Below are 24141 nucleotides of genomic sequence, written 5' to 3'. Positions count from 1 at the left end.
CCCTGCGCCAAAAACTGTGATGAAGATTAAAAATTTTTTTATGGGGAAAATAACCACTACTTCTACGTGATTTAAATCACATAAAGAAATGCAACGTATACGATAAACATGCAATAAATGAGAAACGTATTATACCAATAAGGTTAAGAGAGGAACCAAAAGGCGGGAAGTGGCACGGCAGCACGCGACAACACGCGCCACCGTTATCGATCTCGTACTATGACTCGGACTTGTCCGTTTTCTCCTCCGGCACAAGCGCTGAGCGACTCTCGTCATCTTCCTTCACCGGCGTGTTGGCGGTGAGCAGATAGGGTGACTGCTGCCAGCGGCTGCGGCGGTGCTGCAACAGCGTGCGGGCCAGAATAATGCCGATCGCCAAGGCCAGCAGAATCATCAGGCGTAAGATATTGGTGGTATTGTCGACCTGCTTGGCGTCGGTCGCCAACACGTGAGTGTCGAGCGTCATACGCAGAAAACCGATCGGGCCATCCTTGCCGTTGATGGGCTGCACAATCTGGTGGTTGAAATAGCTACCCACCCGCTTACCATCCAGCGCCAGCCGGTCGCGCACCACGACCTCTTCCCCGGTGCGGGCAATCAACGAACCGTCCTGCTGATAGAGTGCCGCGTCAAGAATGCGACTATTTTGCGTTAACTGCGCCAGCATCGTGCTGATTTTCTGGCTGTTATCATCGTTGCTTTCCATCAGCGGCGTCAGGCTGAACGCCACCTGCCGCGCCAGCGTGCGCGCAATGTCTTCAACCTGCTCTGAACGCGCCATTTGATGGCTCAGGCTGAAATAGGACGCCCCCTGCATCAATGCGACCAGCAGCGCCAGGCAGATCAGCACAATAGCGGTACGGTGTAAGCGGAATTTTAACCGGGTGTGGACCATGAGAATCCCTGAGCGATTTGCATACTTTCATGTTGCCAGAAGCGATAGCGATAGGATAGCTTGTTGCCCTGTTTTCTGAGTGATGTTCTGTTATGTTTACCCGCGTCAGTACGCGCTATTTTTGCCAGAAGAGGATGCCCCATGCCGAATAGTCAGACCTACCGCGATCTCCCTAACGAGATTAACTGTTGGCCGGGACTGCCGTTATCACTCAGCGGTGATGAAGTGATGCCGCTCGACTACCGCGCGGGGGACACCGGCTGGCTGCTCTACGGCGACGTGCTCGATAAAAACTTGCTCACGCGATACCAGCGCAAGCTCGGTGCGGCAATGGTGATCGTCAGCGCCTGGAACGTAGAGGACTATCAGGTGGTGCGTTTGGCCGGTTCGCTCACGCCGCGCGCCACCAAACTGGCTCACGAGCTGGGGATGGATGTGGCGCCGATGTGTAACACCCCGACGCTGCGTGCCCCCGGTTTGCTGGTAATGGACATGGACTCCACCGCCATCCAGATTGAGTGTATTGATGAAATCGCCAAACTGGCCGGCACCGGAGAAAAGGTGTCCGCGATTACCGAGCGGGCAATGCGCGGTGAGCTGGATTTCTCCGCCAGCCTGCGCGAACGCGTGGGTACCCTGAAGGGAGCCGATGCCGATATCCTGCAAAAAGTGCGTAAGGATCTGCCGCTGATGCCGGGGTTGATCTATATGGTCGAGCAGTTGCAGGCCGCGGGCTGGCACGTTGCCATTGCGTCCGGCGGCTTTACCTATTTCGCCGATCACCTGAAAGAGAAACTCGGCCTGGTAGCGGCAGTGGCTAACGAAATGGGCCTGCGCGACGGTAAATTGACCGGCGAAGTGGTCGGCCCGATCGTCGATGCCAAATATAAAGCCAAAACCCTGCGCCAACTGGCAGAAAAGCTGGAGATCCCCGAAGAGCAGACCATTGCCATCGGTGACGGTGCTAACGATCTGGTGATGATCAAGGCATCTGGACTCGGCATCGCCTATCATGCCAAACCCAAAGTGAATGAGCAGGCCCCCGTCAGCATCCGCCATGCCGATTTAACCGGCGTCATGTGCGTACTGAGCGGCAGCCTGCGGCACGAAAAACGCTAACAGCAGTGAGGTGAACCGTGGCAAAAGCCGTTAAACGCGCCTTCGTTTGCAACGAATGTGGTGCCGACTACCCGCGCTGGCAGGGCCAATGCAGCGCCTGCAACGCCTGGAACACCATTACCGAAGTGCGGCTGGCCGCCGCCGCGACCTCCCGCACCGATCGCCGTACCGGCTATGCGGGCGACCATGAGGGCATCAGCCGCGTACAAAAGCTGTCTGACATCAGCCTGGAAGCGCTGCCGCGCTTTTCTACCGGCTTTAGCGAGTTCGATCGCGTGTTGGGCGGCGGCGTGGTGCCCGGCAGCGCCATTCTGATCGGGGGCAACCCCGGCGCGGGGAAAAGTACCCTGCTACTGCAAACCCTGTGCAAACTTTCCGAGCAGATGAAAACCCTGTACGTCACCGGGGAAGAGTCGCTACAGCAGGTAGCGATGCGCGCGCACCGCTTGGGCCTGCCGACCCAGCACCTCAACATGCTGTCGGAAACCAGCATCGAACAAATCTGCCTGATTGCCGAACAGGAACAGCCCAGGCTGATGGTTATCGACTCGATTCAGGTGATGCATCTGGCCGATATCCAATCCTCCCCCGGCAGCGTGGCGCAGGTGCGGGAAACCGCCGCCTATCTCACCCGTTTTGCCAAAACGCGCGGTGTCGCTATCGTGATGGTGGGCCACGTCACCAAAGACGGTTCATTGGCCGGTCCCAAGGTGCTGGAGCACTGCATTGACTGCTCCGTGCTGCTCGACGGCGATGCGGATTCCCGTTTCCGCACCCTGCGCAGCCACAAAAACCGTTTCGGTGCCGTCAACGAATTGGGCGTTTTCGCCATGACCGAGCAAGGATTACGCGAAGTCAGCAACCCCTCCGCCATATTTCTTAGCCGGGGTGATGAAGTTATGTCCGGCAGTTCCGTTATGGTGGTGTGGGAAGGTACGCGTCCACTGCTGGTAGAGATTCAGGCGTTGGTCGATCACTCGATGATGGCCAACCCGCGTCGCGTCGCAGTTGGTCTGGAACAGAACCGGCTGGCGCTCCTGCTCGCCGTGCTGCATCGCCACGGCGGGCTGCAAATGGCGGATCAGGATGTGTTCGTGAACGTGGTCGGCGGCGTAAAGGTCACCGAAACCAGCGCCGACCTGGCACTGCTGTTATCGCTGGTCTCCAGCCTGCGCGACAGGCCGCTGCCGCAAGATCTGGTGGTGTTCGGCGAAGTGGGGCTGTCTGGCGAGATAAGGCCGGTGCCCAGCGGTCAGGAACGTATTTCCGAAGCGGCCAAGCACGGCTTCAAACGCGCTATCGTCCCGCATGCCAATGCGCCAAAACGCCCACCCGCCAATATGCAGGTGTTTGGCGTGAAAAAGCTGACTGACGCACTGGCGATCCTCGACGATCTTTAATACCCAAGCAGCGGGAACAGGCGCGCAGGTTGCGTATGCTTGTGGTATCTTGGTTTAGCATGCTAAACACACGTGCTAAACCAAGAGTGCCTGACGATGTCATCTTTTGATTACCTGAAACCCGCCATCCGCAAGAAAGGGTGTACCCTTCAGCAGGTTGCCGACGCAACCGGCATGACCAAGGGCTATCTCAGCCAGTTGCTGAATGCCAAGATCAAAAACCCCAGCGCTCAAAAGCTGGAAGCACTGCACCGCTTTCTGGAACTGGAATTTCCCCGTCACGACAGAACCATCGGGGTGGTGTTCGGCAAATTTTATCCGCTGCACACCGGCCATATCTACCTGATCCAGCGTGCCTGTAGTCAGGTTGATGAATTGCATGTGATCCTGGGTTACGACGAATCGCGTGACCGCTTGCTGTTTGAACACAGCGCGATGTCGCAGCAGCCCACCGTGAGCGATCGTCTGCGTTGGCTGCTACAAACTTTTAAATATCAGAAGAATATTCGCATTCACGCCTTTAACGAAGAAGGCATGGAGCCCTACCCGCACGGCTGGGATGTATGGAGCCGCGGCATCAAAGCCTTTATGCAAGAGAAGGCGATTGAGCCCAACTTTGTCTATACCAGCGAAGCCAAAGACGCCCCGCAGTATCGGGAGCAGTTGGGCATCGACGCGGTGCTGGTTGACCCGGAACGATCGTTTATGAACATCAGCGGCGCACAGATCCGCCACGATCCGTTCCGCTATTGGGATTATATTCCCACTGAAGTGAAGCCCTTTTTCGTGCGCACCGTCGCCATTCTCGGCGGCGAATCCAGTGGTAAATCGACCTTGGTCAACAAGCTCGCCAATATCTTCAACACCACCAGCGCCTGGGAGTTTGGCCGGGATTATGTCTTTTCCCATCTGGGCGGCGACGAGATGGCGCTGCAATATTCCGACTACGATAAAATCGCCCTAGGGCAAGCTCAATATATTGATTTTGCCGTAAAATATGCCAATAAAGTGGCCTTTATCGATACCGATTTCATCACCACCCAGGCATTCTGCAAGCAATATGAAGGGCGCGAACACCCCTTTGTTCAGGCGTTGATTGATGAATACCGGTTTGATCTGGTGATCCTGCTGGAAAACAATACGCCGTGGGTCGCGGATGGGTTACGTAGCCTGGGGAGCAGTACCGCACGCAGCGCGTTCCAAACGCTGCTCAAAACCATGCTGGTGAAGAATAACGCCCCTTATATACACGTGACCGAATCCGATTATGATTCGCGCTTCCTGCGTTGCGTGGAACTGGTGCAGCAAATGCTGTCGCACCGCACCTCTGGTGGGCCGGATACGCCGACGCTGTAATCAACCCGCGAGATTCACCACTGCCAGCGGCGAGAGGGTGTCAGAATAGCAGGCAATGGGATGTCCCACGCTTCATTCGGGATGGCATCGACCTGCTGGCAGTCATGGGCCAAGCCAATCGGGTACGGCCCCCGCTGCTGCCAGCCCTGTAAGGTCCGGTCATAAAAGCCACCGCCCATCCCCAGCCGTTGCCCCTGCGCATCAAACGCCACCAGCGGGGTAAACAGCACATCGAGTTGGGTCAGCGGCAACACCCGGCGCACATCCAGACGCGGTTCAAAGATCTTCAGGCGGTTCTTCACCAGCGGCGTCTGCGCATCGTAGTGTAAAAACAGCAGATGTCCCGGCGAAAACGGGTGCAATACCGGCAGATACACCGCTTTTCCCTGCTGCCACAGACGTGCGATCAACGGCTGGGTATCCAGCTCACCGTCAAACGACAAAAACAGCGCAATCCGCTGTGCTTGCTGCACTTCAGGTTGTTCCAATGCGCGTTCGGCAATCTGCTGGGCAAACCAGGTTTGTTGCTGCTGCGTAAGCGCACGACGTAGTTGACGCACGCGATCGCGCATGGCCTGACGCTGTTGCTGTGGCGAAACGGGCATGGACGCAGAATTCATAGGCAATAACAGGGAAAAAAAGGGGGAGAAGGGATCTCCGAGATGCCGCCGCAGGTGGTAACCCTTGAACCCTTGGTTCAAGGTGAACATACCGTCGCAACCATAAGGCTTCTCGGACGAACCGAGCATGCTCACCGGCTGCGGAGCGTTACATTCTGTTGGTTTGAAATATCGGCTCAGGGGACTGACCCGCAGACAAACACCTCAGAGAAATTTTATTCTTTACTCGTGAATAACTCTATCACGCTTTATAGCGAAAAACATCGGCCAACTAACAAAAATCGATTTAAAAAACCAAAATGCGAGGCAAGGCGATAGCCCTCTTCGACTTACTCGAAAGGTGTGCCCTGACGCTCGCTGATGCGCCCTTGCTCCAGCAACGCCTGCTCAATGGTCTGCTGCAACATGCGGATGCGCTGCTCCATATTCGCCGCGTAATCACGCGTTTTCAGGCGTTCTTGCGCCAGTTCATGGCACACGTTCAGTGCAGCGATAAACACCAATTGTTCCGTGTTGGTCACGCGTGTGCGCACTTTGAGATCCTGCAACCGCTGGTTAAGATCTTCCGCAGCCTGATTCAACGCTTCCTGTTGTTCCGGCGGACAATTGACTCTTAACGAACGGCCAAAGATTTGAATATCTACTGGTTGTGCAGACATGCCCCTTTCCTGCCTCATTTCGTTTTCTGCGCCGCAGAAAAAATTCATATCACGGCTGGCAACAGCCCATTCACGCGGGCGCCACTATAATAACTCAACATAGAAGAAACAAGCCCTTTCTGGCATAGCAGCCGAGCTTGGTGGTAGCATAACACGATACCAACCCGCCAACGATGAACAAAGCACATGTCGATAGAAACCACGTATCCCGGCTATGAAACCCTGGACACGCTCCTTACACAGCAACAAGTTGCACTGACGGCAGCGGAAATACACGGGCTTATCAGCGGTATCCTGTGCGGGGGCAACACCGACGACAGTTGGAAAACGCTGTTACACGAGCTGACAAACGATGGCTTGGCCTTCTCTCATCTGGTTTCTCAGCCGTTGCAAACCCTGTATCAGGTCACCAAAGAAGCGCTGGAAGAGAGTGGCTTTGAATTCCAACTGTTGCTGCCGGATGACGACAACACGTCAGTGAGCGTGTTTGATCGTGCCGATGCGCTGGCCGGATGGGTCAATCACTTTCTGCTCGGACTCGGTGTGGTTCAGCCGCGCCTGAACAAGGCGCAGGGCGAATTGAAAGAAGCCATCGATGATTTGCGCAATATTGCCCAGCTCGGCTATGACGAAGATGAAGATCAGGAAGAGCTGGCGCAATCGCTGGAAGAAATCATCGAATACGTCAGGGTCTCTGCCATTCTCTGCCACAGTGAATATACACGCCCGGTACAGACTGCACCGGAGAAGAAAAAACCGACGCTACATTAATCGCGCATCCGGCCTTACCCGCAGGGATTCCCACGCAGGAAGGGAATCACCGTATGCGCATCACACAGGAGCAGGTGATGATTCAACAAGACGCTTTTGGTCAGGAATATACTCGCCGCCGCCAGCAGTTGCTGGAAAAAATGGCCCCCGCCAGCGCGGCGATTTTTTTTGCCGCACCGGAAGCCACGCGCAGCGCTGACAGTGAGTACCCTTATCGTCAGAACAGCGATTTCTGGTACTTCACCGGGTTTAACGAGCCGGAAGCGGTGCTGTTACTGGTAAAAAGCGATGAACATCATCACCATACCGTCCTGTTCAACCGTGTACGCGACGTCACGGCGGAAATCTGGTTTGGACGCCGTCTGGGGCAGGAAGCGGCCCCGTCGCGCTTGAATGTCGATCGCGCCCTGCCCTTTAGCGACATCAATGCACAGTTGCACCTGCTGCTGAACGGGCTGGATGTGATTTATCACGCTCAGGGGCTGTACGAGTACGCGGACCGTCTGCTGTTCAGCGCACTGGAAACGTTGCGAAACGGCACGCGTCAGGGGCTTATCGCACCGCCGACGCAGACCGACTGGCGACCCTGGGTGCACGAGATGCGCCTGTTTAAATCGCCGAAAGAGCTCGACCTGATGCGTCGGGCCGGAGAGATCACCGCCAAGGCCCACACCCGCGCCATGACACACTGTGAGCCGGGGATGTACGAATACCAGCTCGAAGGGGAAATTCATCACGAATTTACCCGCCACGGTGCGCGTTACCCCTCGTATAACACCATTGTCGGCAGCGGTGATAACGGCTGCATTCTGCACTACACCGAAAATGAGCAGCAAATGCGCGAGGGCGATTTGGTGCTGATTGACGCCGGTTGCGAATATCAGGGCTATGCCGGTGATATCACGCGGACCTTCCCGGTAAGCGGAAAATTCAGCGCCCCGCAGCGCGCGATTTACGACATCGTGCTGGCTTCGCAGCGCAAAGCGCTGGCGCTGTTCAAGCCCGGAGTCAGCATTCGTGAAGTGAATGAGCAGGTAATTCGTATCATGGTGGAAGGGCTGGTTAAACTCGGCGTACTTAAAGGTAACGTCGATGAACTGATCGCCGAACAGGCGCATCGCGCGTTCTACATGCACGGACTCAGCCATTGGCTGGGATTGGACGTGCACGATGTCGGCGATTACGGTGCATCAGAACGCAGTCGTTTGCTGGAACCCGGCATGGTGCTCACCGTCGAACCGGGGCTCTATATCGCACCAGACGCCAAAGTGCCCCATGAGTATCGCGGCATCGGTATCCGCATCGAGGATGACATTCTGATCACTGACAGTGGTAATGAAGTGTTAACGGCGGGCGTGGTGAAAGACGCCGACGACATTGAAGCGCTGATGGCTCAGGCCCGTGCCGCACGTCAGGCAGCGAGATAATCGCCATGACGATCCTGATAGTTGGCGGCGGCATGGCGGGAGCAACGCTGGCACTGGCCATTTCCGCCCTTTCCGGCGGCACCCTTCCCGTCGAGGTGATTGAAGCACATTCGCCGCTGGACAACGCGCATCCCGGCTTCGACGCCCGCGCTATCGCGCTGGCGGAAGGCACCGTGCAACAGCTCAAACGTATCGGTGTCTGGCAAGCCATCGCCAGCGAGGCAGAACCCATCACCTCGGTGCACGTCAGCGATCGCGGCCACGCTGGCGTAGTCAACATGCAGGCCAGTGATTATCGCGCCGCCGCATTGGGTTACGTGGTGGAGCTACATCAGGTTGGACAGACCCTGTTTCGCTTACTCCACAATGCGCCGGGCGTGCGCGTGCACTGCCCGCGCAAGGTGGTACAGGTTGAACGCAGCGCCGAACAGGCCACCCTGCAACTGGATGACGGCAGCACGCTGCACGGGCAACTCTTGGTGGCGGCAGACGGCTCCTCCTCCGCGCTGGCGCGGGCCTGCGGTATACAATGGGAGACTGAGGAGTATCCGCAGTTTGCCGTTATTGCCAACATCCGCACCCAGTTGCCTCACGCGGGCAAAGCCTTTGAGCGCTTTACCCCTGATGGCCCGCTGGCACTGTTGCCGATGCACGGTGGACGCAGTTCGTTGGTATGGTGCCACCCGTTATCCCATCAGACGCAGGTGGCCGACTGGAGCGAGGCCGAATGCCGCGCCGCGCTGCAACGCGCCTTTGGCTGGCGACTGGGCGCGATTACCCATATCGGCGAACGCCACACCTATCCGCTGCGATTGGTGACGGCGGCACGCCATATCGCGCATCGCGTGGCGCTGGTGGGCAATGCGGCGCAAACGCTGCACCCGATTGCCGGACAGGGATTCAACCTTGGGCTGCGCGACGTGATGTCACTGGCAGAGACCCTGACACAGGCCGCCGCGCAGCAGGAAGACACCGGCAGCTATCGCGTGCTGAGCCGCTACGGCCAGCGCCGAGAACCCGATCAACAGGCAACCATTGCGCTGACGGACGGTTTGGTACGCCTGTTCGCCAACAGTTTTACCTCGCTGGAAGTGGGCCGCAATCTGGGTTTGATGACCATGAATACCGTTGCGCCCGTGCGTGATACCTTTGCACGCCGCACCTTGGGTTGGGTCAGTCGTTAATGCAAGCAACAGGAAACAGGGCTTATGCAATCATTTGATGTGGTTATCGCAGGCGGCGGCATGGTCGGCTTGGCATTAGCCTGCGGGCTGCAACATTCCGGGCTGCGCATTGCCGTTCTGGAACAGCGCACGCCACCGCAAGCGGCAGCAGACGGGGCTTATTCGCTGCGCGTCTCCGCCATTAACGCGGCCAGCGAATGCCTGCTGCGCCACCTTGATGTCTGGCAAGACATCGAAGCACAGCGCTCCAGCCCCTATAACGCCATGTACGTGTGGGACAAAGACAGCTTTGGCAACATCCATTTCGAAGGCGAGGCCTACGGCTTTTCCCGCCTCGGCCACATTATCGAAAACGATGTCATTCAGCGCGCCCTGTGGCAGCGAGCCGAGAAAGCAAAAGACATTACGCTGATAGCACCGGCGGTGTTACAGCAGGTGGCCTGGGGCGAGAATGAGGCGTTTATCACGCTGGACGATGGCACCATGCTCACGACGCGATTGGTGGTCGGCGCAGACGGTGCACACTCCTGGCTACGTCAGCAGGCCGATATTCCGCTGACGTTCTGGGATTACGGCCATCACGCACTGGTGGCAACGGTTCGCACCGAACGTCCGCACGACGGCGTGGCGCGCCAGGTGTTCCACGGCGATGGTATTTTGGCGTTTCTGCCGTTGGCGGAGGCAAACCTGTGCTCGATCGTCTGGTCGCTGCCACCGTTGCAGGCCGACGCTATGCTGGCGCTGCCCGATGACGCGTTTAACCAGCAGTTGGCGATCGCCTTTGATACGCATCTTGGGCTATGCACCACGGTCAGCGCGCGACAAACACACCCGTTAACCGGGCGCTATGCGCGTAGCTTTGCCGCGCACCGACTGGCGCTGGTGGGCGATGCCGCGCATACCATCCACCCGCTGGCCGGACAGGGCGTCAACCTCGGGTTTATGGATGTCGCTACGCTGATTGCCGAAATTAAACGCTTACAAGGGCAAGGCAAGGATTTCGGGCAACACCTCTACCTGCGACGCTACGAACGCCAGCGCAAGCACAGTGCCGCGCTGATGCTGGCCAGCATGCAAGGGTTCAGGGAGCTGTTTAACGGGGAGAACCCGGCGAAAAAACTGCTGCGTGATATTGGTCTGACGCTGGCGAACCGCCTGCCGGGGGTGAAACCGGTGCTGGTGCGTCAGGCGATGGGATTAAATGACCTGCCGGAATGGCTGGCGCAAACCACTACGCCGCAGTGAATGAAGCGGTACGCCAGAGTGGCGTACCGTTAACCTCACTTCTTTTCGTGGCGCGTTGCTTTATCCAGATAGCCCATCAGAAACGCCGACAGCACAAACGTCAGGTGAATAATCACATACCACATCAGTTTGTTATCCGGCGTGTTGCGCGCATCCATAAACACGCGCAGCAGATGGATGGAAGAGATGGCGACGATCGATGCCGCAACCTTGTTCTTGAGTGAGCCGGAATCCATCTTGCCAAGCCAGCTCAGCTTCTCCCGATCCTCATCAATGTTCAGCGTCGAGACAAAGTTCTCATAGCCAGACAGCATCACCATCACCAACAGGCCGCCCACCAGCGTCATATCAATCAGCGACAGCAGTACCAGGATCAGATCGGCCTCTGCCAACGCAAAGACGTTTGGCAAAATGTGAAACACTTCCTGGAAAAATTTGAGCATCAGCGCCAGCAACCCGAGCGACAGTCCCAGATAGATCGGGGCCAGCAACCAACGCGAGGTGTACATCAGGTTTTCAATAAAACGTTCCATAGTTCTTCTTTTTGCAGGTGAATAACCACCGTCGCGTAATGGGCACGCGACGGCAAAACGCACAGTTTACTGATCGACCACCGAACCATCTACATGAAGACGCGTTTTCAGCGGACGGCGACGGTAGGGATATTTTTCTGCCACGTCATCCGCCAGTTCGATGCCAATGCCCGGCGCCGTGGGGATCTCCATAAAACCGTCAACGCACTTGAAGGTGCTCTTGACCACATCGCGCTTCAATACGCCATTTTCCACGCCGGTGGCACCAAATTTCTCAGACAGTGCCGGTTGGTCGTCGCCGGGATATTCCAGCAGGGCAAAGTTGGGGATGCTTACCGCAATTTGCAAGCAGGCGGCGGTAGAAACCGGGCTGAGCGGATTATGCGGCACCACCATCAGGTCGTGCGCTTCGGCCAGCGCCGCGATTTTCTTGGCACCGGTAATGCCTCCGCACATGCACACATCAGGCCGCACATAGGAAACCGCATTGCGTTTGATCAGCATGGCAAACTCTTGCAGGTTGTTCAGACGCTCGCCGGTAGCAATCGGCACGTTGATTTTGTCTGCAACCTGCGCCATCGAATCAAAGTTATCGGCACCAATCGGATCTTCAATAAAGTAAGGCAGATAGGGCGCGATGCCCTGTGCAAATACAATTGCATCGTGCGGTTTCAGTCGGCGATGCACTTCAATACAGAGATCGACGTCATTCCCCACCGCTTCGCGATAAGCGCCAATGCGCTCAATGGCTTCGCCGATCTCTTTCGCATGGGTGATGAAATAGGGATCGCCGCGCGACTCATCCAGAAATGGCGTCAGGTGCCCAATCGCGGTAAATCCCTGTGCCTTCATCTTTTTCAGGTTGGCGATGGTCTCTTCCGTGGTTTTGCCCCCGGCATGGGCATAAACCCGCGCCTTGTCGCGGCAGCGACCGCCCAGCAAGTTGTAAACCGGGGTGTCGTAGAATTTGCCCGCAATATCCCACAGTGCGATGTCGATGGCGCTGATCGCCCCCATGATGGCCGCACCGCGAAAATGCCAGCAGCGGTACATATACTGCCAGTGATGCTCAATACGCAGCGGATCTTGTCCGATCAGGTAGGTTTTCAGCGCTTCCACCGCCCCCATGGAGGCATCCAGAAACCCCCAGGTGCCTGACTCGCCGATCCCGACCAGACCTTCGTCGGTGTGAATCTCTACAAACAGGTAGCGATTCGCCAGGATGGTTTTGACATCCGTAATTTTCACGTTGCATTACTCCACTTTCAGCCCGATGCGGACCCCAAACCCTTAGCATAACCCGAGCGTGCCGTGCTTCGTCAATGCTTAAACACCCTTTCACTTGAAACGCTATTTCATTCTTTCCTTTGGTTATTTTTGTGACGCCAGTGGCATTCACCTTTCGCATCTTGCCGTGTGACCTGCTGGTGGTGGCATGGAGCGGAAGGTCGGCCGCTCGTTCACTTTTTACACTTGCCCTATCGAACCATCCCCCGCGATGCGTTGATACACGTACTCCTACTCTGATTAGAATGAAAACAAGAGGGTTCTATGAATAGCGCAATTCTCCTCGGGCTTTTCTGGCACTTTGTCGGTGCTGCCAGCGCGGCCTGCTTCTATGCCCCGTTCAAAAAGGTCCGTCACTGGTCATGGGAAACCATGTGGTCATTGGGCGGTTTCTTCTCCTGGATTATTTTGCCCTGGAGCATCAGTGCCCTGCTGCTGCCCGATTTCTGGGGCTATTTCGGCTCATTCAGTTTTTCTACCTTGCTGCCAGTGTTTTTGTTCGGTGCCATGTGGGGCATCGGCAATATCAACTACGGGTTGACTATGCGCTACCTCGGCATGTCGCTCGGTATCGGTATCGCCATCGGTATTACTCTGATAATCGGCACCCTGATGACCCCGCTGTTGCAAGGCAAATTTATGCAACTGTTTGGCACCACCGGCGGGCAGTTAAGCCTGGTCGGCGTAGGCGTAGCGCTGATTGGCGTGGGCGTGGTGAGCTACGCCGGTTTGCTGAAAGAGCGTGCGCTTGGCATTCGTGCTCAAGAGTTCAATCTTAAGAAGGGGTTGATACTGGCCGTAATGTGCGGGATTTTTTCCGCAGGTATGTCATTCGCCATGGATGCGGCCAAACCGATGCATCAGGCAGCAGAGGCGCTGGGTCTTAACCCACTCTACGTGGCACTGCCAAGCTACGTGGTGATTATGGGCGGCGGTGCCATCGTCAACCTGGGTTTCTGTTTCCTGCGTTTAGCCATGAGCCCCACCATCTCGATTAAAGCCGATCTGTCACAGGCCAAAACGCTGCTTATTACCAATGCGCTGTTTTCCATTCTCGGCGGGGTGATGTGGTATTTGCAGTTCTTCTTCTACGCCTGGGGCCACGCCAATATTCCGGCCGATTACACCTACCTCAGTTGGATGCTGCACATGAGCTTCTACGTGCTGTGCGGCGGCATTGTCGGGCTGTTACTGAAAGAGTGGAACAACGTAGGGAAAAAACCGGTCAGCGTGCTGGTGCTGGGCGGGCTGATCATTATTCTCGCAGCCAATATCGTGGGGATGGGCATGGCATCCTGATACTATGACATGCCGCTCTCGGAGGCAGACACCGCCGGAGCGGCGTGTAACACCCTACCAACATTGCACCATCCGTCGTAAAAGTCGCAACAATATTCAGTCATAACAACAAGATAATGTCACATGGTCAATAATGCTTACATAATCAAACATTATGCAACATCGGTGTTTTACCTATAAAACAATGAGTTATGAAAATCCCGCCTTTATTTCACGTTAGAAAATAAATCCCTTCAGGCGTATTATCCTCTCAAATCATTTAGTTACAGCGCTATTGTCTATGGCAATTGGCGCTATTTTCAGAAATAAACTGCGGTAAAAATCGTTATTCAAGGAGAAAGAGAAATGCAACTACGCACCACAAGGGATAAAATTCTGGTGGCATTGCTGGTGGGGATTATTGCCGGTGTGGTCTGTGCGCTGGCTAAATTTGGCTGGGAGATTCCCTTCCCGCCGCGTACGCCCCTGCGTGACCTGACCAACCCACCGCAGCAACTGTTGCAGCAAATGGGCATGTCTTTCGATATGTCGCATCTGAGCTACCTGTACAACGGCAACCCTCGTCCGATCATGAGCTTTATCATGCACTTCGGCTTTTCTATCACGTTCGCGGTGATCTATTGCGTGGTGGCGGAAGTGTGGCCAAAGATCAAACTGTGGCAAGGTGCGCTGTATGGCCTGGTGCTGCACGTGGTGTTCCACGTGTTCCTGCTGCCGCTGATGGGCACCGTACCGGCACCGTGGGATCAGCCGTTCGCTGAACACTTCTCCGAAATTTTCGGCCACATGTTCTGCTTCTGGCTGGTGGAAATTGTGCGCCGCGATCTGCGTAACCGTATTACCCACGCACCGGATGTGGACGAGGCTGCGCGCTGAGTTTAGCCGTTCATCCTGCCAGAAAACGCTGGCGATAGGCGCTGGGTGATATGCCCTGCGCCTGATGGAACACCACCGAGAAGTAGTTACTGTCGTCAAAACCGCACTGCGCTGCCACTTCACCAATGGTCTGCCTGTCATAACGCAACAGCTCCATCGCCTTGCACAACCGCAGTTGGCGCAGATATTGGGCCACGCTCATCCCGGTTTCCTGCTTGAAGCGCGCACCCAATCCGCGCACGCTAAAATCATGCTGCTGGCAAAACGCATCAAAACGGAATGGGCTACCGATACTGGCCCTTAGCGCCAGCATCAGCAGATCCAACTGGTGCGCATCGGCCAGTTGTGGGCTATCGGGTAAATGGCGGTAACGCAGCGCCAACAGCGCAATCTGCAACAACAGCACTTCGCTAAGCTGCGACGACAGCGTGTCCGACTTCATGCACTCCTGTGCCAAATCATCCACCTTGTCGCGCAGCGTATCCATGCCCGCCGAACCCAGACACCAGTAACGCTGAGATTGCGGCACATCGGCCCCCGGCAGCAGGTTATGCCAGTCTGCGGGCAGCGTCAGCCGATCGCGAACAAACAGGATATTGTCCAGTTCCAGATCGTTTACCGACTCATAGCTGTGGCGATCGTTGGCGCTGACGTAGAACAGATCGCCGCGCGTAATCCGGTAGGGCACGTCGTTCCACAGGTGCAGACCGTTGCCGCGCCACACGATGACTAACTCTTCGAAATCATGATGATGCAGGGGAAAATCAGGCTGAGGGTGACGCTCTGCCACCCGTACCGCCTGTTTATCGGTAAGGAAATAGTCTTCCGTTTGCAGCTTTAAACCGCGCGTCATGGTCACACTCACCTCACCTACACGGGCGTTGTGTTATTCCGCAGCACTCCCCGTATGCTGACGTACGGATTTGGGCGCAACAGAGAACGCCTTGCGAAACTGCGTGGAAAAGTGATTACTGTCGCTGAAACCGCACGCGTGCGCAATGGTCGTAATCGATTCATCGCTTTGCTGCAAGCGACGGCGCGCTTCCAACAAGCGTAAGCGGTTGAGATAGCGCTGTGGTGTCATGCCGGTATTCTGCTTCAACTGGCGGTGCAGGGTACGCAATGGCAGCGCAAAGCGATCGGACAATTCCCCCCAGTTCACCTCTTCACAGTAATTGTTTTGCAACCAGCCGAGCAGCGCCTGTACCCCGTGCCGATCGCCATCCAAACTCTGGGTCTGGAAACATTTTTGCCGTAGCAGCACCAGAATTTGCAAAAACACGCTTTCGCTGGCGGCGATATCTTCCGGCGTGTCGCGCTGGGCCAACAGCGACAGGCGTTCCAGCAGCCCTTTCAACTGCTGCATGGTCGGCGCATTGACCTGCCACTGCCCTTGCCACTCACCGTTGGGCCCGTAGGGCAGGAAGGAGGCGATATCAGACAGAAAACGAAAGCCGCGCGGCGAACGATAGAGCACATTGGTCAGGAACAGGCCATCAACGTCTTCGAACAGGTGGCGATCGTTATCGCGAATAAAGAACACCGCACCGCTGCATAACGCAAACGGCTGGTCGTTGAAAACATGCACGCCCGCCCCCTGCTCCACCAGCACAATTTCCCAAAAATCATGATAATGCTCAGGAAATGCCTGTTGCGGCGCACGCGGCTCCACGGCAACGGTCACCGAGCGAGAAACGAAAAACTCATCACCTTGTAGCAACGTCATTTCAAGCCCCCTGTTTTTCTGCTTTGCAACAATGCAAACATCGATAGAAAACAGCCTACCCACCCTGATGAGATTTCACCTTCAAATCCCGACGTTTCGCTTTCAGGGTGACGTCATTTTTCAAAGATTTCACCGCCAATTCACGGAAGTGTGGATAGGATCACAGGAGCAAAAGACACGGCATAACACCTACTGATATCAACGAAATGTGACGCCTTTCACGGCCAGCTTTGCCATTTTGCCAACCTGCTCTGTCCCATGGCATTCACTGGAAGGCGATGCGCTTACCGGCTCTTTACACTGCGCAACATGAATCAGTGAAAGAGGAACGGCAATGGCGGTGAAAAATATTGTCGCAGTGGATTTAGGCGCCTCCAGCGGCCGGGTCATGCTGGCAACATGGCAAGTCGAGAACAGGCAACTGGCGCTCAAAGAGATCCATCGGTTTACCAACCGCCTGGTAGAACAGGACGGCCACCATTTGTGGGATCTCGATGCGCTGGAACAGGAAATCCTCACCGGCTTGCACCGCATCACCGACAGCGGCATCCGCCCTGACAGCATCGGCATCGATAGCTGGGGCGTGGATTACGTGCTGCTGGATGCCGCCGGCAAACGCGTCGATCTGCCCTATGCCTACCGCGATCACCGCACCGATGGCGTGATGGCGCACGCCATTGCGGAACTCGGTGTCGAGCATATCTATCATCTGACCGGCATTCAGTTTCTGCCGTTCAATACCCTGTATCAACTGAAAGCCTGGCGCAGCGCCAACCCCGGAAACCTCGACCGCATTGCCCATTTTCTGATGATCCCGGACTATCTCCACTACCGCCTCACTGGTAGCGTCGGCTGCGAGTACACCAACGCCAGCACCACCCAGTTGCTCAATTTGCACACCAAAAACTGGGACGCGTCGCTACTGGCGTGGCTCGATCTGCCCGCCAGGTGGTTCAGTACCCCAGCACAACCCGGAAAAACGCTCGGTGCCTGGACCTCTCCGACAGGCGATGCCATTCCGGTGATTACCGTTGCCACACACGACACCGGCAGCGCCGTGGTGGCCGCGCCGCTGACCGAAGGCGACAGCGCCTACCTGAGCTCCGGCACCTGGTCGCTGATGGGCATTGAAAGCGATGTGCCCTACCACGATACGCGCGCACTGGCGGCAAATGTTACCAACGAAGGCGGCATCAACGGCAGCTACCGCGTCCTGAAAAACATCATGGGCATGTGGTTACTGCAACGCGTGGCGCTGGAGATGAACATTGCTGATTTGCCCGCATTGATTCGCGATGCCAGCGCACTGCCACCGTTCACGCGTTTAATCAATCCGAATGACGATCGTTTTATCAATCCGCCGTCGATGTGTGAGGCCATTCGCGCTTTCTGTCGCGAGCACCAGCAGAGTGAGCCCGTTACCCAGGCCGAATTCGCCCGCTGCATCTTTGACAGCCTGGCACTGCTGTACCGTCGCGTCCTGCTGGAGTTGGGAGAACTGCGCGGCACACCGCTACGCCAGTTGCACATTGTGGGCGGCGGGTGTCAGAACGCGTTTCTCAACCAACTCTGCGCCGATGTTTGCCAGATACCGGTATTGGCAGGCCCGGTGGAAGCCTCGACGCTCGGCAATATTGGCTGTCAGTTGATGGCGCTTGACGCCGTACCCGATCTTACCGCTTTTCGCCAGCAACTGGCGGAGAGCTTTCCATTACAACGTTATATCCCCCGTCCTATTGACGATTTTGCCGGACACTGGCGCCGTTTTGAGGCGCTGTGCCACGCCACTGAGGAGCTTACCGTATGAATACCGCCATTGAATCGGCCTGGCAGTTGGCCAAGGCGCGCTATGCCGCGCTCAACGTTGATGTCGAGGCTGCCCTGAAGCAACTGGATAACATCCCCGTCTCGATGCATTGCTGGCAAGGGGACGATGTGGTGGGCTTCGAGCAGTCCGCAGGTGCACTCACCGGCGGTATTGCCGCCACCGGCAACCATCCGGGCAAAGCGCGCACCGCCGATGAACTGCGCGCCGACCTTGAGCAGGCGTTCCGCCTGATTCCGGGGCCGAAGCGTCTGAATCTGCATGCGATTTATTTGGAATCCGATGAACCTGTCGCACGCAACGCCATCGAGCCGAAACACTTTAGCCGCTGGGTGACCTGGGCCAAAGAACAGCATTTAGGGTTGGATTTTAACCCCACCTGTTTCTCGCACCCGCTCAGCAGCGACGGCTTCACCCTCTCCCATCCGGATGAGAACGTGCGCCGTTTCTGGATTGAACACTGTCAGGCCAGCCGCCGTATCTCGGCCTATTTTGGCCGCGAGTTGGGCACGCCTTCCGTGATGAACATCTGGGTGCCGGACGGCATGAAAGATCTCACCATCGATCGTCTGGCATTTCGCCAGCGCCTGTTAAACGCGTTGGATGAAGTGATTGCCGAGCCGCTGGATGCGCAACACCACATTGATGCCGTTGAAAGCAAGCTGTTCGGCATTGGCGCAGAGAGCTTCACCGTGGGCTCCAACGAATTCTATCTTGGCTACGCCACCAGCCGCGGCACCGCGCTGTGCCTTGATGCCGGCCACTTCCACCCAACGGAAGTGATCTCCGACAAGATCTCCAGCGCCATGCTGTACGTACCGCGCCTGTTACTGCACGTGAGCCGCCCGGTACGCTGGGACAGCGACCACGTGGTGCTGCTGGACGACGAAACGCAAGCCATCGCCCATGAGATCGTGCGCCACAATCTGTTCAACCGCGTGCATATCGGCCTCGATTTCTTTGATGCTTCCATCAACCGCGTTGCCGCCTGGGTCATCGGCACGCGCAACATGAAAAAAGCGCTGCTGCGCGCCCTGCTGGAACCCACCGAGCAACTGCGCCAACTGGAACAACAGGGCGACTACACCGCGCGTCTGGCGCTGCTGGAAGAACAGAAATCGCTGCCGTGGCAAGCCGTGTGGGAACACTACTGCCAGCGCCACGATGTGACGCCGGGCAGCGAATGGCTGCAACAGGTACGCCATTATGAACAAACCATTCTTCGTCAACGTCAAGGGTAAGTGATTATGCAAGCAATTCTGTCTTCCTGGTTTGTACAAGGCATGATTAAAGCCACCACCGATATGTGGCTCAAAGGCTGGGACGAACGCAATGGCGGCAACGTCAGCCTGCGCCTCGATGCCAAAGACGTCACGCCCTATGAAAGCGATTTTACCCCGACGCCACGCCACGAAGCGCTGTCACTGGCGATGCCAGAGCTGGCAGGCTGCTGGTTTATCGTGACCGGTTCGGGCAAGTTCTTCCGCAACGTGCAGTTAGATCCGGCGGATACGCTGGTGTTATTGCAGGTGGATGATGATGGCAAAGGCTACCGTATTTTCTGGGGCTTGACCGGCGGCGGTTTGCCTACTTCTGAGCTGGCGGCGCACTTCCAGTCGCACATCGTGCGCATGGCGGCTAGCCAGGGACGCGATCGCATCATCATGCACTGCCACGCCACCAACCTGATTGCCCTGAGCTATGTGCTGGATTTGAACAGCGCCGCCTTTACCCGCGAGCTGTGGGAAGGCAGCACCGAATGTCTGGTGGTGTTCCCTGACGGCGTCGGTATCGTGCCGTGGATGGTGCCGGGCACCGACGCTATTGGCACCGCAACGGCGGAGCAAATGCAGTCTCACTCGCTGGTACTGTGGCCGTTCCACGGCATCTTCGGTACCGGCCCGACGCTGGACGAAGCCTTTGGCCTGATCGACACCGCCGAAAAAGCGGCAGAAGTGATGGTAAAAGTGCGTTCCATGGGCGGCAAAAAGCAGACCATCACCACGGAAGAGCTGATTGCGCTGGGCAAACGCTTTGGCGTCACACCGATGGAAGCGGCACTGAAGGTATAACGCTTCATCCCCTCCTCAACCCACATTGTTGTCGTCCTCGGCGCAAGCCGGGGACCTCGTACAGAAGGAATGCATATCGTCTGTAGGAGATGCCCGCTTTTGCGGGCATGACCGAGACAGGTGAAAGAGTCCAGTTCAGTGACTTATTGGAGTTCCCCATGCTACGAAAAGCCTTTGTTATGTCGGTATTCCCAGAGTGTCACGACGAATACCAACGCCGCCACAACCCCATATGGCCTGAACTGGCCGAGGTGCTGAAGGCGCACGGTGCGCACCACTACAGCATCTTTCTTGATGAAAAACGTCATCTGCTGTTTGGTTATGTTGAAATCGAGTCGCAAGCGCAGTGGGATGCGGTGGCACAGACTGACGTCTGCCAGCGGTGGTGGAAACACATGAGCGACGTGATGCCCGCCAACCCGGATAACAGCCCGGTGAGCGACGAACTGAAACCGGTATTTTACCTCGATTAAACAGGGCGTTTGGTTAACACCACGACGCTACCATTACGCCGCGGCGTTATCACATCAGGCGTTATCGTCTACTGATAATGCGAGACATCCGTGGCACACACCCGCAGCCGATGACCATCCGGATCCTGCGCCACAAAGGTGTAACCGAACTCCAGACGCGTCGGTTCAGCCACGATGGTGACGCCCTGTGCGACCCACGCGCGGTAAAGCGCATCCACATCGCTGTCCGTCGCCTGACTCATGCACAGCTCGGTGCCACCCACCTGCGGCTGCGGCGGTGGGAATATGCCCTGACGCGACTGTAAGCCGAGTGAGAATTCCGGCTGTAGCGCAAACAGGGTGAAATCGGGGAAGGTTTCCAGCGGCGGCGCACCAAGCAAGGTTTGATAAAAACGGGCGCTGACATCAACATCCTGCACATACAGGATCAGACTGTTCGGGGCAAAAGTCATCACGTACTCCTTGTCACAATGATAGGGCCTGCGCAAGCGGCATCAGGCCAGGGAGTACGTTAGCGGTATCGGGTGTCAGTTTCTGTCAGTAGGCTTTGAGTCCGGCGGCGTTTCCGTATCAAACACACTTTTTCGCCAGGCTTGCAGCAATTGCTCACGGCGTTTGGGAAAGCGATCGGGCAAACGCGTCAGCGTTGCGATACGATCGGTGCGAAAGTGGCGGAAATCCTGCCGCAGCTCGCACCAGGCCGCCAGCAGTTGTGTTTGATCGAAGTAGCCTAATGCTAATGGCCATAGCGTGCGCGTTGAGTGCCGGTTTTTAAGATCACAATAGGCAATCTCTATCCGCTGCTCATGGCGAATCGCCAACCGCAGTTGGTACATCACGTCATCGTCACTTTTATACGCTTCGCTTGGGCCAACGCGTAGCCCCGAGTGCTCCATCACATAGTGCAACGGCTGTGGAAGCACCGCGCCGATCTTCCCCAGCGCCGAATGTGCGGCGGCCGCGAGATGGCCGTCGCCTCGCTCGTTCACCCAACGGGCTCCCAGCGCAAGGGCTTCCAACTCTTCAGGGGAGAACATCAGCGGCGGCAACATAAACCCGGGACGCAGCAGATAGCCCACGCCCGCTTCGCCCTCAATGCTGGCTCCTTGCGCTTGCAGCGTGCGGATATCGCGATAGAGCGTGCGCAGGCTAACGCCGAGCTGCTCGGCTAACTGCTCTCCCCTCACCGGGAAGCGGTGCTGGCGTAATAGCTGTAATAACGCGAGTAAGCGTTGCGCGCGCGACATAACACACTCTCTGTATAGCATTAGATATGCTGACAAACCGTTTTCGGCACGTCCGTGTTTCCCGGCGAATCACGACGAGGGGCGCTCCGGCGGCTTACGCCGCTACGACCCCATCGCCGCACTTCGCCTAACAACGGGCTTTGTCATCAGTCGGATTACCGTTTAGCGCCATAATGCGCTGCCTTGCCTTATCATGACATTTCTGGTGAGGGGTGTGGGAAACTATGTGGGCCTTATTTTTTATTTCTTAGCGATACTTATTGTAGCAATAATGATCACACCTATTATTTTTTAATTTCGCGGTTGGGTTTTATTTATTTGTCTATTTTATCTTCACCGTGCCACAAACGCTTGAAACACCGGCGACAATCGTTGGGAAGCAATAAAAATCAATCGAAAAAAACGCGTTTTTTGATGAACATGTAAAAAGAAACAAAAAAGTGTCGCAGCATTTTAATTCGGATAAAGAATTCCTTCAGGTTGCCGTTACCCTGAGTAACATTCCCCGCCTGGTATTTTATTATGATGAAAAAACTGTCTCAGCTTTCACTGCTAACCAAACTGCTTTCCGGTTTTTCAATATTGATCGTACTGATGTTGTTGCTCGGCAGCGCAGCGTTGTATCAGTTACACCTCAACAACCAGAATATCGAATCCTACCGTGATAGCCGCTTGCCCGGCGTGCGCTACACGCTGGAAATGCGGGGCACGCTGTCCGAAATCCGTTTGCAACAAATTCAATATATTGCTTCGGTCACTGACAAAGAGCGTGAAGGACACCGCGTTGAGTTACTTGAAGATACCGCTATCTTCCAACGGGCGCTGGACAGCTACACCAAACTGCTCACCGCCAGCGGCCAGAAATCATTGTTAGATCCGATTATTGAAGGCTTCGGGCAATTTAGCGCCGTGAATCAGGACGTGATCGCGGCCGTGAGCAAAGGTCAGTTGGAGGAAGCATCTCGCATCAGCGGCGCGGTATCGTCAAAATACCGCAGCCAACTGATGAAAGACCTGGCAAAGTTGGTCGATATGGAAGTGGAGAAAGGCAACGCGGCGGCTCGTGAGGCCAGCAAAGGGTATCAGGACGCGAAATACACCCTGATCGGCATGCTGTTACTGGCGGTGGTGATGTCAGGCCTATTGGCACTGTTTATTTCTCGCAGTATTTCTCGCCAGTTGGGCGGCGAACCGCGTTACGCTATGGAAATCATGAACGAAATTTCTACCGGTAACCTGCTGACGGCCATCACCCTGCGTCCCGGGGACAACCACAGTCTGCTGGCAGCCATCAGCCATATGAATCAGCGACTGGCAGATACCGTGCGTAATATTATTGACGGCAGTGAATCCATCACCATGGCGTCAAATGAGATTGCCCAAGGCAACAGTGACCTGTCGCAGCGCACCGAAGAACAGGCCGCTTCACTGCTGCAAACCTCGTCCAACATGCAGCAATTGACTCAAACGGTACGACAAAATGCGGATAACGCCCGCGAAGCCAGCTCGCTGGCACAGAAAACCTCTGATACCGCGTCACAGGGCGGTGACATCGTTAACGATATGCTGGCGCGGATGCAGGAAATCTCTGACAGCTCGCAAAAGATCGTCAACATTATTGCCGTGATCGAGGGCATTGCCTTCCAAACCAATATCCTGGCACTGAACGCGGCGGTGGAAGCGGCGCGTGCCGGTAGCGAAGGCAAAGGGTTTGCCGTGGTTGCCGGTGAAGTGCGCACGCTGGCACAGAAAAGTGCCGATGCCGCCAAGGAAATTAAAGCGCTGATCGAAGGCACGGTAGAGAAGATCACCGAAGGCTCGCAGCAGGCTGACAAAGCGGGCAAGGCGATGACCGACGTGGTCGATTCGGTCAATCAGGTATCCAAAATCGTGGCGGATATTTCGATGGCATCTGATGAACAACACATCGGGATCAAAGAGATCAGCGTCGCCATCGATCAGATGGATCAGGTCACTCAGCAGAATGCGGCACTGGTAGAGGAATCCGCGACCGCAGCAGAATCACTGACCGAGCAAGGTGAGCAGTTACGTAACGCCGTGCGCTTCTTCCGTGTGGAACAAGCGTCTGCGCTGCGCTTGCGCTAATCGACAGTGTCCCCTTCCACC

Annotated in this window: 23 protein-coding genes and 1 other RNA gene; 14 read left to right on the top strand and 10 right to left on the bottom strand. The window is 56.2% G+C overall.

What is annotated here, in order from left to right; translation table 11 throughout:
- Positions 1 to 217: 217 nt before the first annotated feature.
- Positions 218 to 895 carry a YtjB family periplasmic protein gene (locus J5069_RS11130; RefSeq protein WP_264643960.1) on the bottom strand — a complete coding sequence of 226 codons (678 nt, stop codon included), beginning with the start codon at positions 893 to 895 and terminating at the stop codon, positions 218 to 220.
- A 141-nt stretch (positions 896 to 1036) separates the two neighbouring features.
- Here J5069_RS11130 and serB point away from each other — a divergent pair, with 141 nt between their 5' ends.
- From serB to nadR, 3 genes are all read left to right on the top strand, one after another.
- On the top strand, positions 1037 to 2014 hold the full coding sequence (serB, locus tag J5069_RS11125; RefSeq protein ID WP_264643959.1) for a phosphoserine phosphatase: 978 nt from the start codon (positions 1037 to 1039) through the stop codon (positions 2012 to 2014).
- Positions 2015 to 2031: 17 nt separating this feature from the next.
- A complete protein-coding gene (radA, locus tag J5069_RS11120; protein WP_222159329.1) occupies positions 2032 to 3414 on the top strand; it encodes a DNA repair protein RadA in 1383 nt (460 codons plus the stop codon).
- Between the two features lie 96 nt (positions 3415 to 3510).
- Entirely contained in the window at positions 3511 to 4770 is a 1260-nt protein-coding gene (gene nadR, locus J5069_RS11115) for a multifunctional transcriptional regulator/nicotinamide-nucleotide adenylyltransferase/ribosylnicotinamide kinase NadR (RefSeq protein ID WP_264643958.1), read from the top strand.
- A gap of 14 nt (positions 4771 to 4784) precedes the next feature.
- Here the strand turns inward: nadR and J5069_RS11110 are convergent, their stop codons facing one another.
- From J5069_RS11110 to zapA, 3 genes are all read right to left on the bottom strand, one after another.
- Positions 4785 to 5375, bottom strand: coding sequence for a 5-formyltetrahydrofolate cyclo-ligase (locus tag J5069_RS11110; RefSeq protein ID WP_264643957.1), 591 nt, complete (start codon positions 5373 to 5375; stop codon positions 4785 to 4787).
- A gap of 45 nt (positions 5376 to 5420) precedes the next feature.
- A non-coding RNA gene (ssrS, locus tag J5069_RS11105) (6S RNA) lies at positions 5421 to 5604 on the bottom strand.
- A gap of 115 nt (positions 5605 to 5719) precedes the next feature.
- Positions 5720 to 6049 carry a cell division protein ZapA gene (gene zapA / locus J5069_RS11100; RefSeq protein WP_195315702.1) on the bottom strand — a complete coding sequence of 110 codons (330 nt, stop codon included), beginning with the start codon at positions 6047 to 6049 and terminating at the stop codon, positions 5720 to 5722.
- Between the two features lie 186 nt (positions 6050 to 6235).
- Here zapA and J5069_RS11095 point away from each other — a divergent pair, with 186 nt between their 5' ends.
- Genes J5069_RS11095 through ubiI form a run of 4 tightly spaced genes read left to right on the top strand, consistent with a single transcriptional unit; the run spans position 6236 to position 10676 of the window.
- The gene (locus J5069_RS11095) at positions 6236 to 6820 is read left to right on the top strand and encodes a YecA family protein (RefSeq protein WP_264643956.1); all 585 of its coding nucleotides are present in this window, start codon (positions 6236 to 6238) and stop codon (positions 6818 to 6820) included.
- A gap of 53 nt (positions 6821 to 6873) precedes the next feature.
- Positions 6874 to 8247 carry a Xaa-Pro aminopeptidase gene (gene pepP / locus J5069_RS11090; protein WP_264643955.1) on the top strand — a complete coding sequence of 458 codons (1374 nt, stop codon included), beginning with the start codon at positions 6874 to 6876 and terminating at the stop codon, positions 8245 to 8247.
- A gap of 5 nt (positions 8248 to 8252) precedes the next feature.
- Positions 8253 to 9431, top strand: coding sequence for a 2-octaprenyl-6-methoxyphenyl hydroxylase (gene ubiH / locus J5069_RS11085; RefSeq protein ID WP_264643954.1), 1179 nt, complete (start codon positions 8253 to 8255; stop codon positions 9429 to 9431).
- A 24-nt stretch (positions 9432 to 9455) separates the two neighbouring features.
- A complete protein-coding gene (gene ubiI, locus J5069_RS11080) occupies positions 9456 to 10676 on the top strand; it encodes an FAD-dependent 2-octaprenylphenol hydroxylase (protein WP_264643953.1) in 1221 nt (406 codons plus the stop codon).
- A 35-nt stretch (positions 10677 to 10711) separates the two neighbouring features.
- Here ubiI and J5069_RS11075 read toward each other — a convergent pair whose 3' ends face one another.
- A complete protein-coding gene (locus J5069_RS11075) occupies positions 10712 to 11209 on the bottom strand; it encodes a TIGR00645 family protein (RefSeq protein WP_264643952.1) in 498 nt (165 codons plus the stop codon).
- 66 nt (positions 11210 to 11275) lie between these two features.
- Complete coding sequence (dgoD, locus tag J5069_RS11070) at positions 11276 to 12457, bottom strand: galactonate dehydratase (RefSeq protein WP_222159322.1); 1182 nt, start codon at positions 12455 to 12457, stop codon at positions 11276 to 11278.
- 303 nt (positions 12458 to 12760) lie between these two features.
- Between dgoD and rhaT the strand changes: the two genes are divergently transcribed.
- Complete coding sequence (gene rhaT / locus J5069_RS11065) at positions 12761 to 13795, top strand: L-rhamnose/proton symporter RhaT (protein ID WP_264643951.1); 1035 nt, start codon at positions 12761 to 12763, stop codon at positions 13793 to 13795.
- Between the two features lie 345 nt (positions 13796 to 14140).
- Positions 14141 to 14671 (top strand): YagU family protein, encoded by a 531-nt coding sequence (locus J5069_RS11060; protein ID WP_264643950.1) that lies wholly within the window; start codon positions 14141 to 14143, stop codon positions 14669 to 14671.
- Between the two features lie 10 nt (positions 14672 to 14681).
- Here J5069_RS11060 and J5069_RS11055 read toward each other — a convergent pair whose 3' ends face one another.
- Positions 14682 to 15524, bottom strand: a complete 843-nt coding sequence (locus J5069_RS11055; protein WP_264643949.1) for a helix-turn-helix domain-containing protein — start codon at positions 15522 to 15524, stop codon at positions 14682 to 14684.
- A gap of 33 nt (positions 15525 to 15557) precedes the next feature.
- Complete coding sequence (rhaS, locus tag J5069_RS11050; RefSeq protein ID WP_222159318.1) at positions 15558 to 16397, bottom strand: HTH-type transcriptional activator RhaS; 840 nt, start codon at positions 16395 to 16397, stop codon at positions 15558 to 15560.
- 334 nt (positions 16398 to 16731) lie between these two features.
- Between rhaS and rhaB the strand changes: the two genes are divergently transcribed.
- The 4 genes from rhaB (at position 16732) to rhaM (ending at position 20767) form a co-directional block, all read left to right on the top strand.
- The gene (gene rhaB / locus J5069_RS11045) at positions 16732 to 18204 is read left to right on the top strand and encodes a rhamnulokinase (RefSeq protein ID WP_264643948.1); all 1473 of its coding nucleotides are present in this window, start codon (positions 16732 to 16734) and stop codon (positions 18202 to 18204) included.
- Positions 18201 to 19463, top strand: a complete 1263-nt coding sequence (locus J5069_RS11040; protein ID WP_264643947.1) for an L-rhamnose isomerase — start codon at positions 18201 to 18203, stop codon at positions 19461 to 19463. The genes rhaB and J5069_RS11040 overlap by 4 nt, the downstream gene beginning before the upstream one ends.
- A gap of 6 nt (positions 19464 to 19469) precedes the next feature.
- Positions 19470 to 20294 (top strand): rhamnulose-1-phosphate aldolase, encoded by an 825-nt coding sequence (gene rhaD / locus J5069_RS11035; protein WP_264643946.1) that lies wholly within the window; start codon positions 19470 to 19472, stop codon positions 20292 to 20294.
- A 158-nt stretch (positions 20295 to 20452) separates the two neighbouring features.
- Positions 20453 to 20767: an L-rhamnose mutarotase gene (gene rhaM, locus J5069_RS11030; protein ID WP_264628922.1), complete on the top strand. Its 315-nt coding sequence runs from the start codon at positions 20453 to 20455 to the stop codon at positions 20765 to 20767.
- Between the two features lie 68 nt (positions 20768 to 20835).
- Here rhaM and J5069_RS11025 read toward each other — a convergent pair whose 3' ends face one another.
- Positions 20836 to 21219, bottom strand: coding sequence for a VOC family protein (locus tag J5069_RS11025; protein WP_264643945.1), 384 nt, complete (start codon positions 21217 to 21219; stop codon positions 20836 to 20838).
- 75 nt (positions 21220 to 21294) lie between these two features.
- Positions 21295 to 22014, bottom strand: coding sequence for a helix-turn-helix transcriptional regulator (locus J5069_RS11020; RefSeq protein ID WP_264643944.1), 720 nt, complete (start codon positions 22012 to 22014; stop codon positions 21295 to 21297).
- A 525-nt stretch (positions 22015 to 22539) separates the two neighbouring features.
- On the opposite strand from J5069_RS11020, the gene J5069_RS11015 reads away from it, so the two are divergent.
- A complete protein-coding gene (locus tag J5069_RS11015) occupies positions 22540 to 24120 on the top strand; it encodes a methyl-accepting chemotaxis protein (protein WP_264644364.1) in 1581 nt (526 codons plus the stop codon).
- The last annotated feature ends 21 nt before the right edge of the window (positions 24121 to 24141 follow it).

Source organism: Candidatus Symbiopectobacterium sp. NZEC127 (assembly GCF_025962675.1).
Taxonomy (GTDB): Bacteria; Pseudomonadota; Gammaproteobacteria; order Enterobacterales; family Enterobacteriaceae; genus Symbiopectobacterium.
Note: the sequence above shows the minus strand (reverse complement) of the source record. Positions and strands in the feature narration are given on the sequence as shown.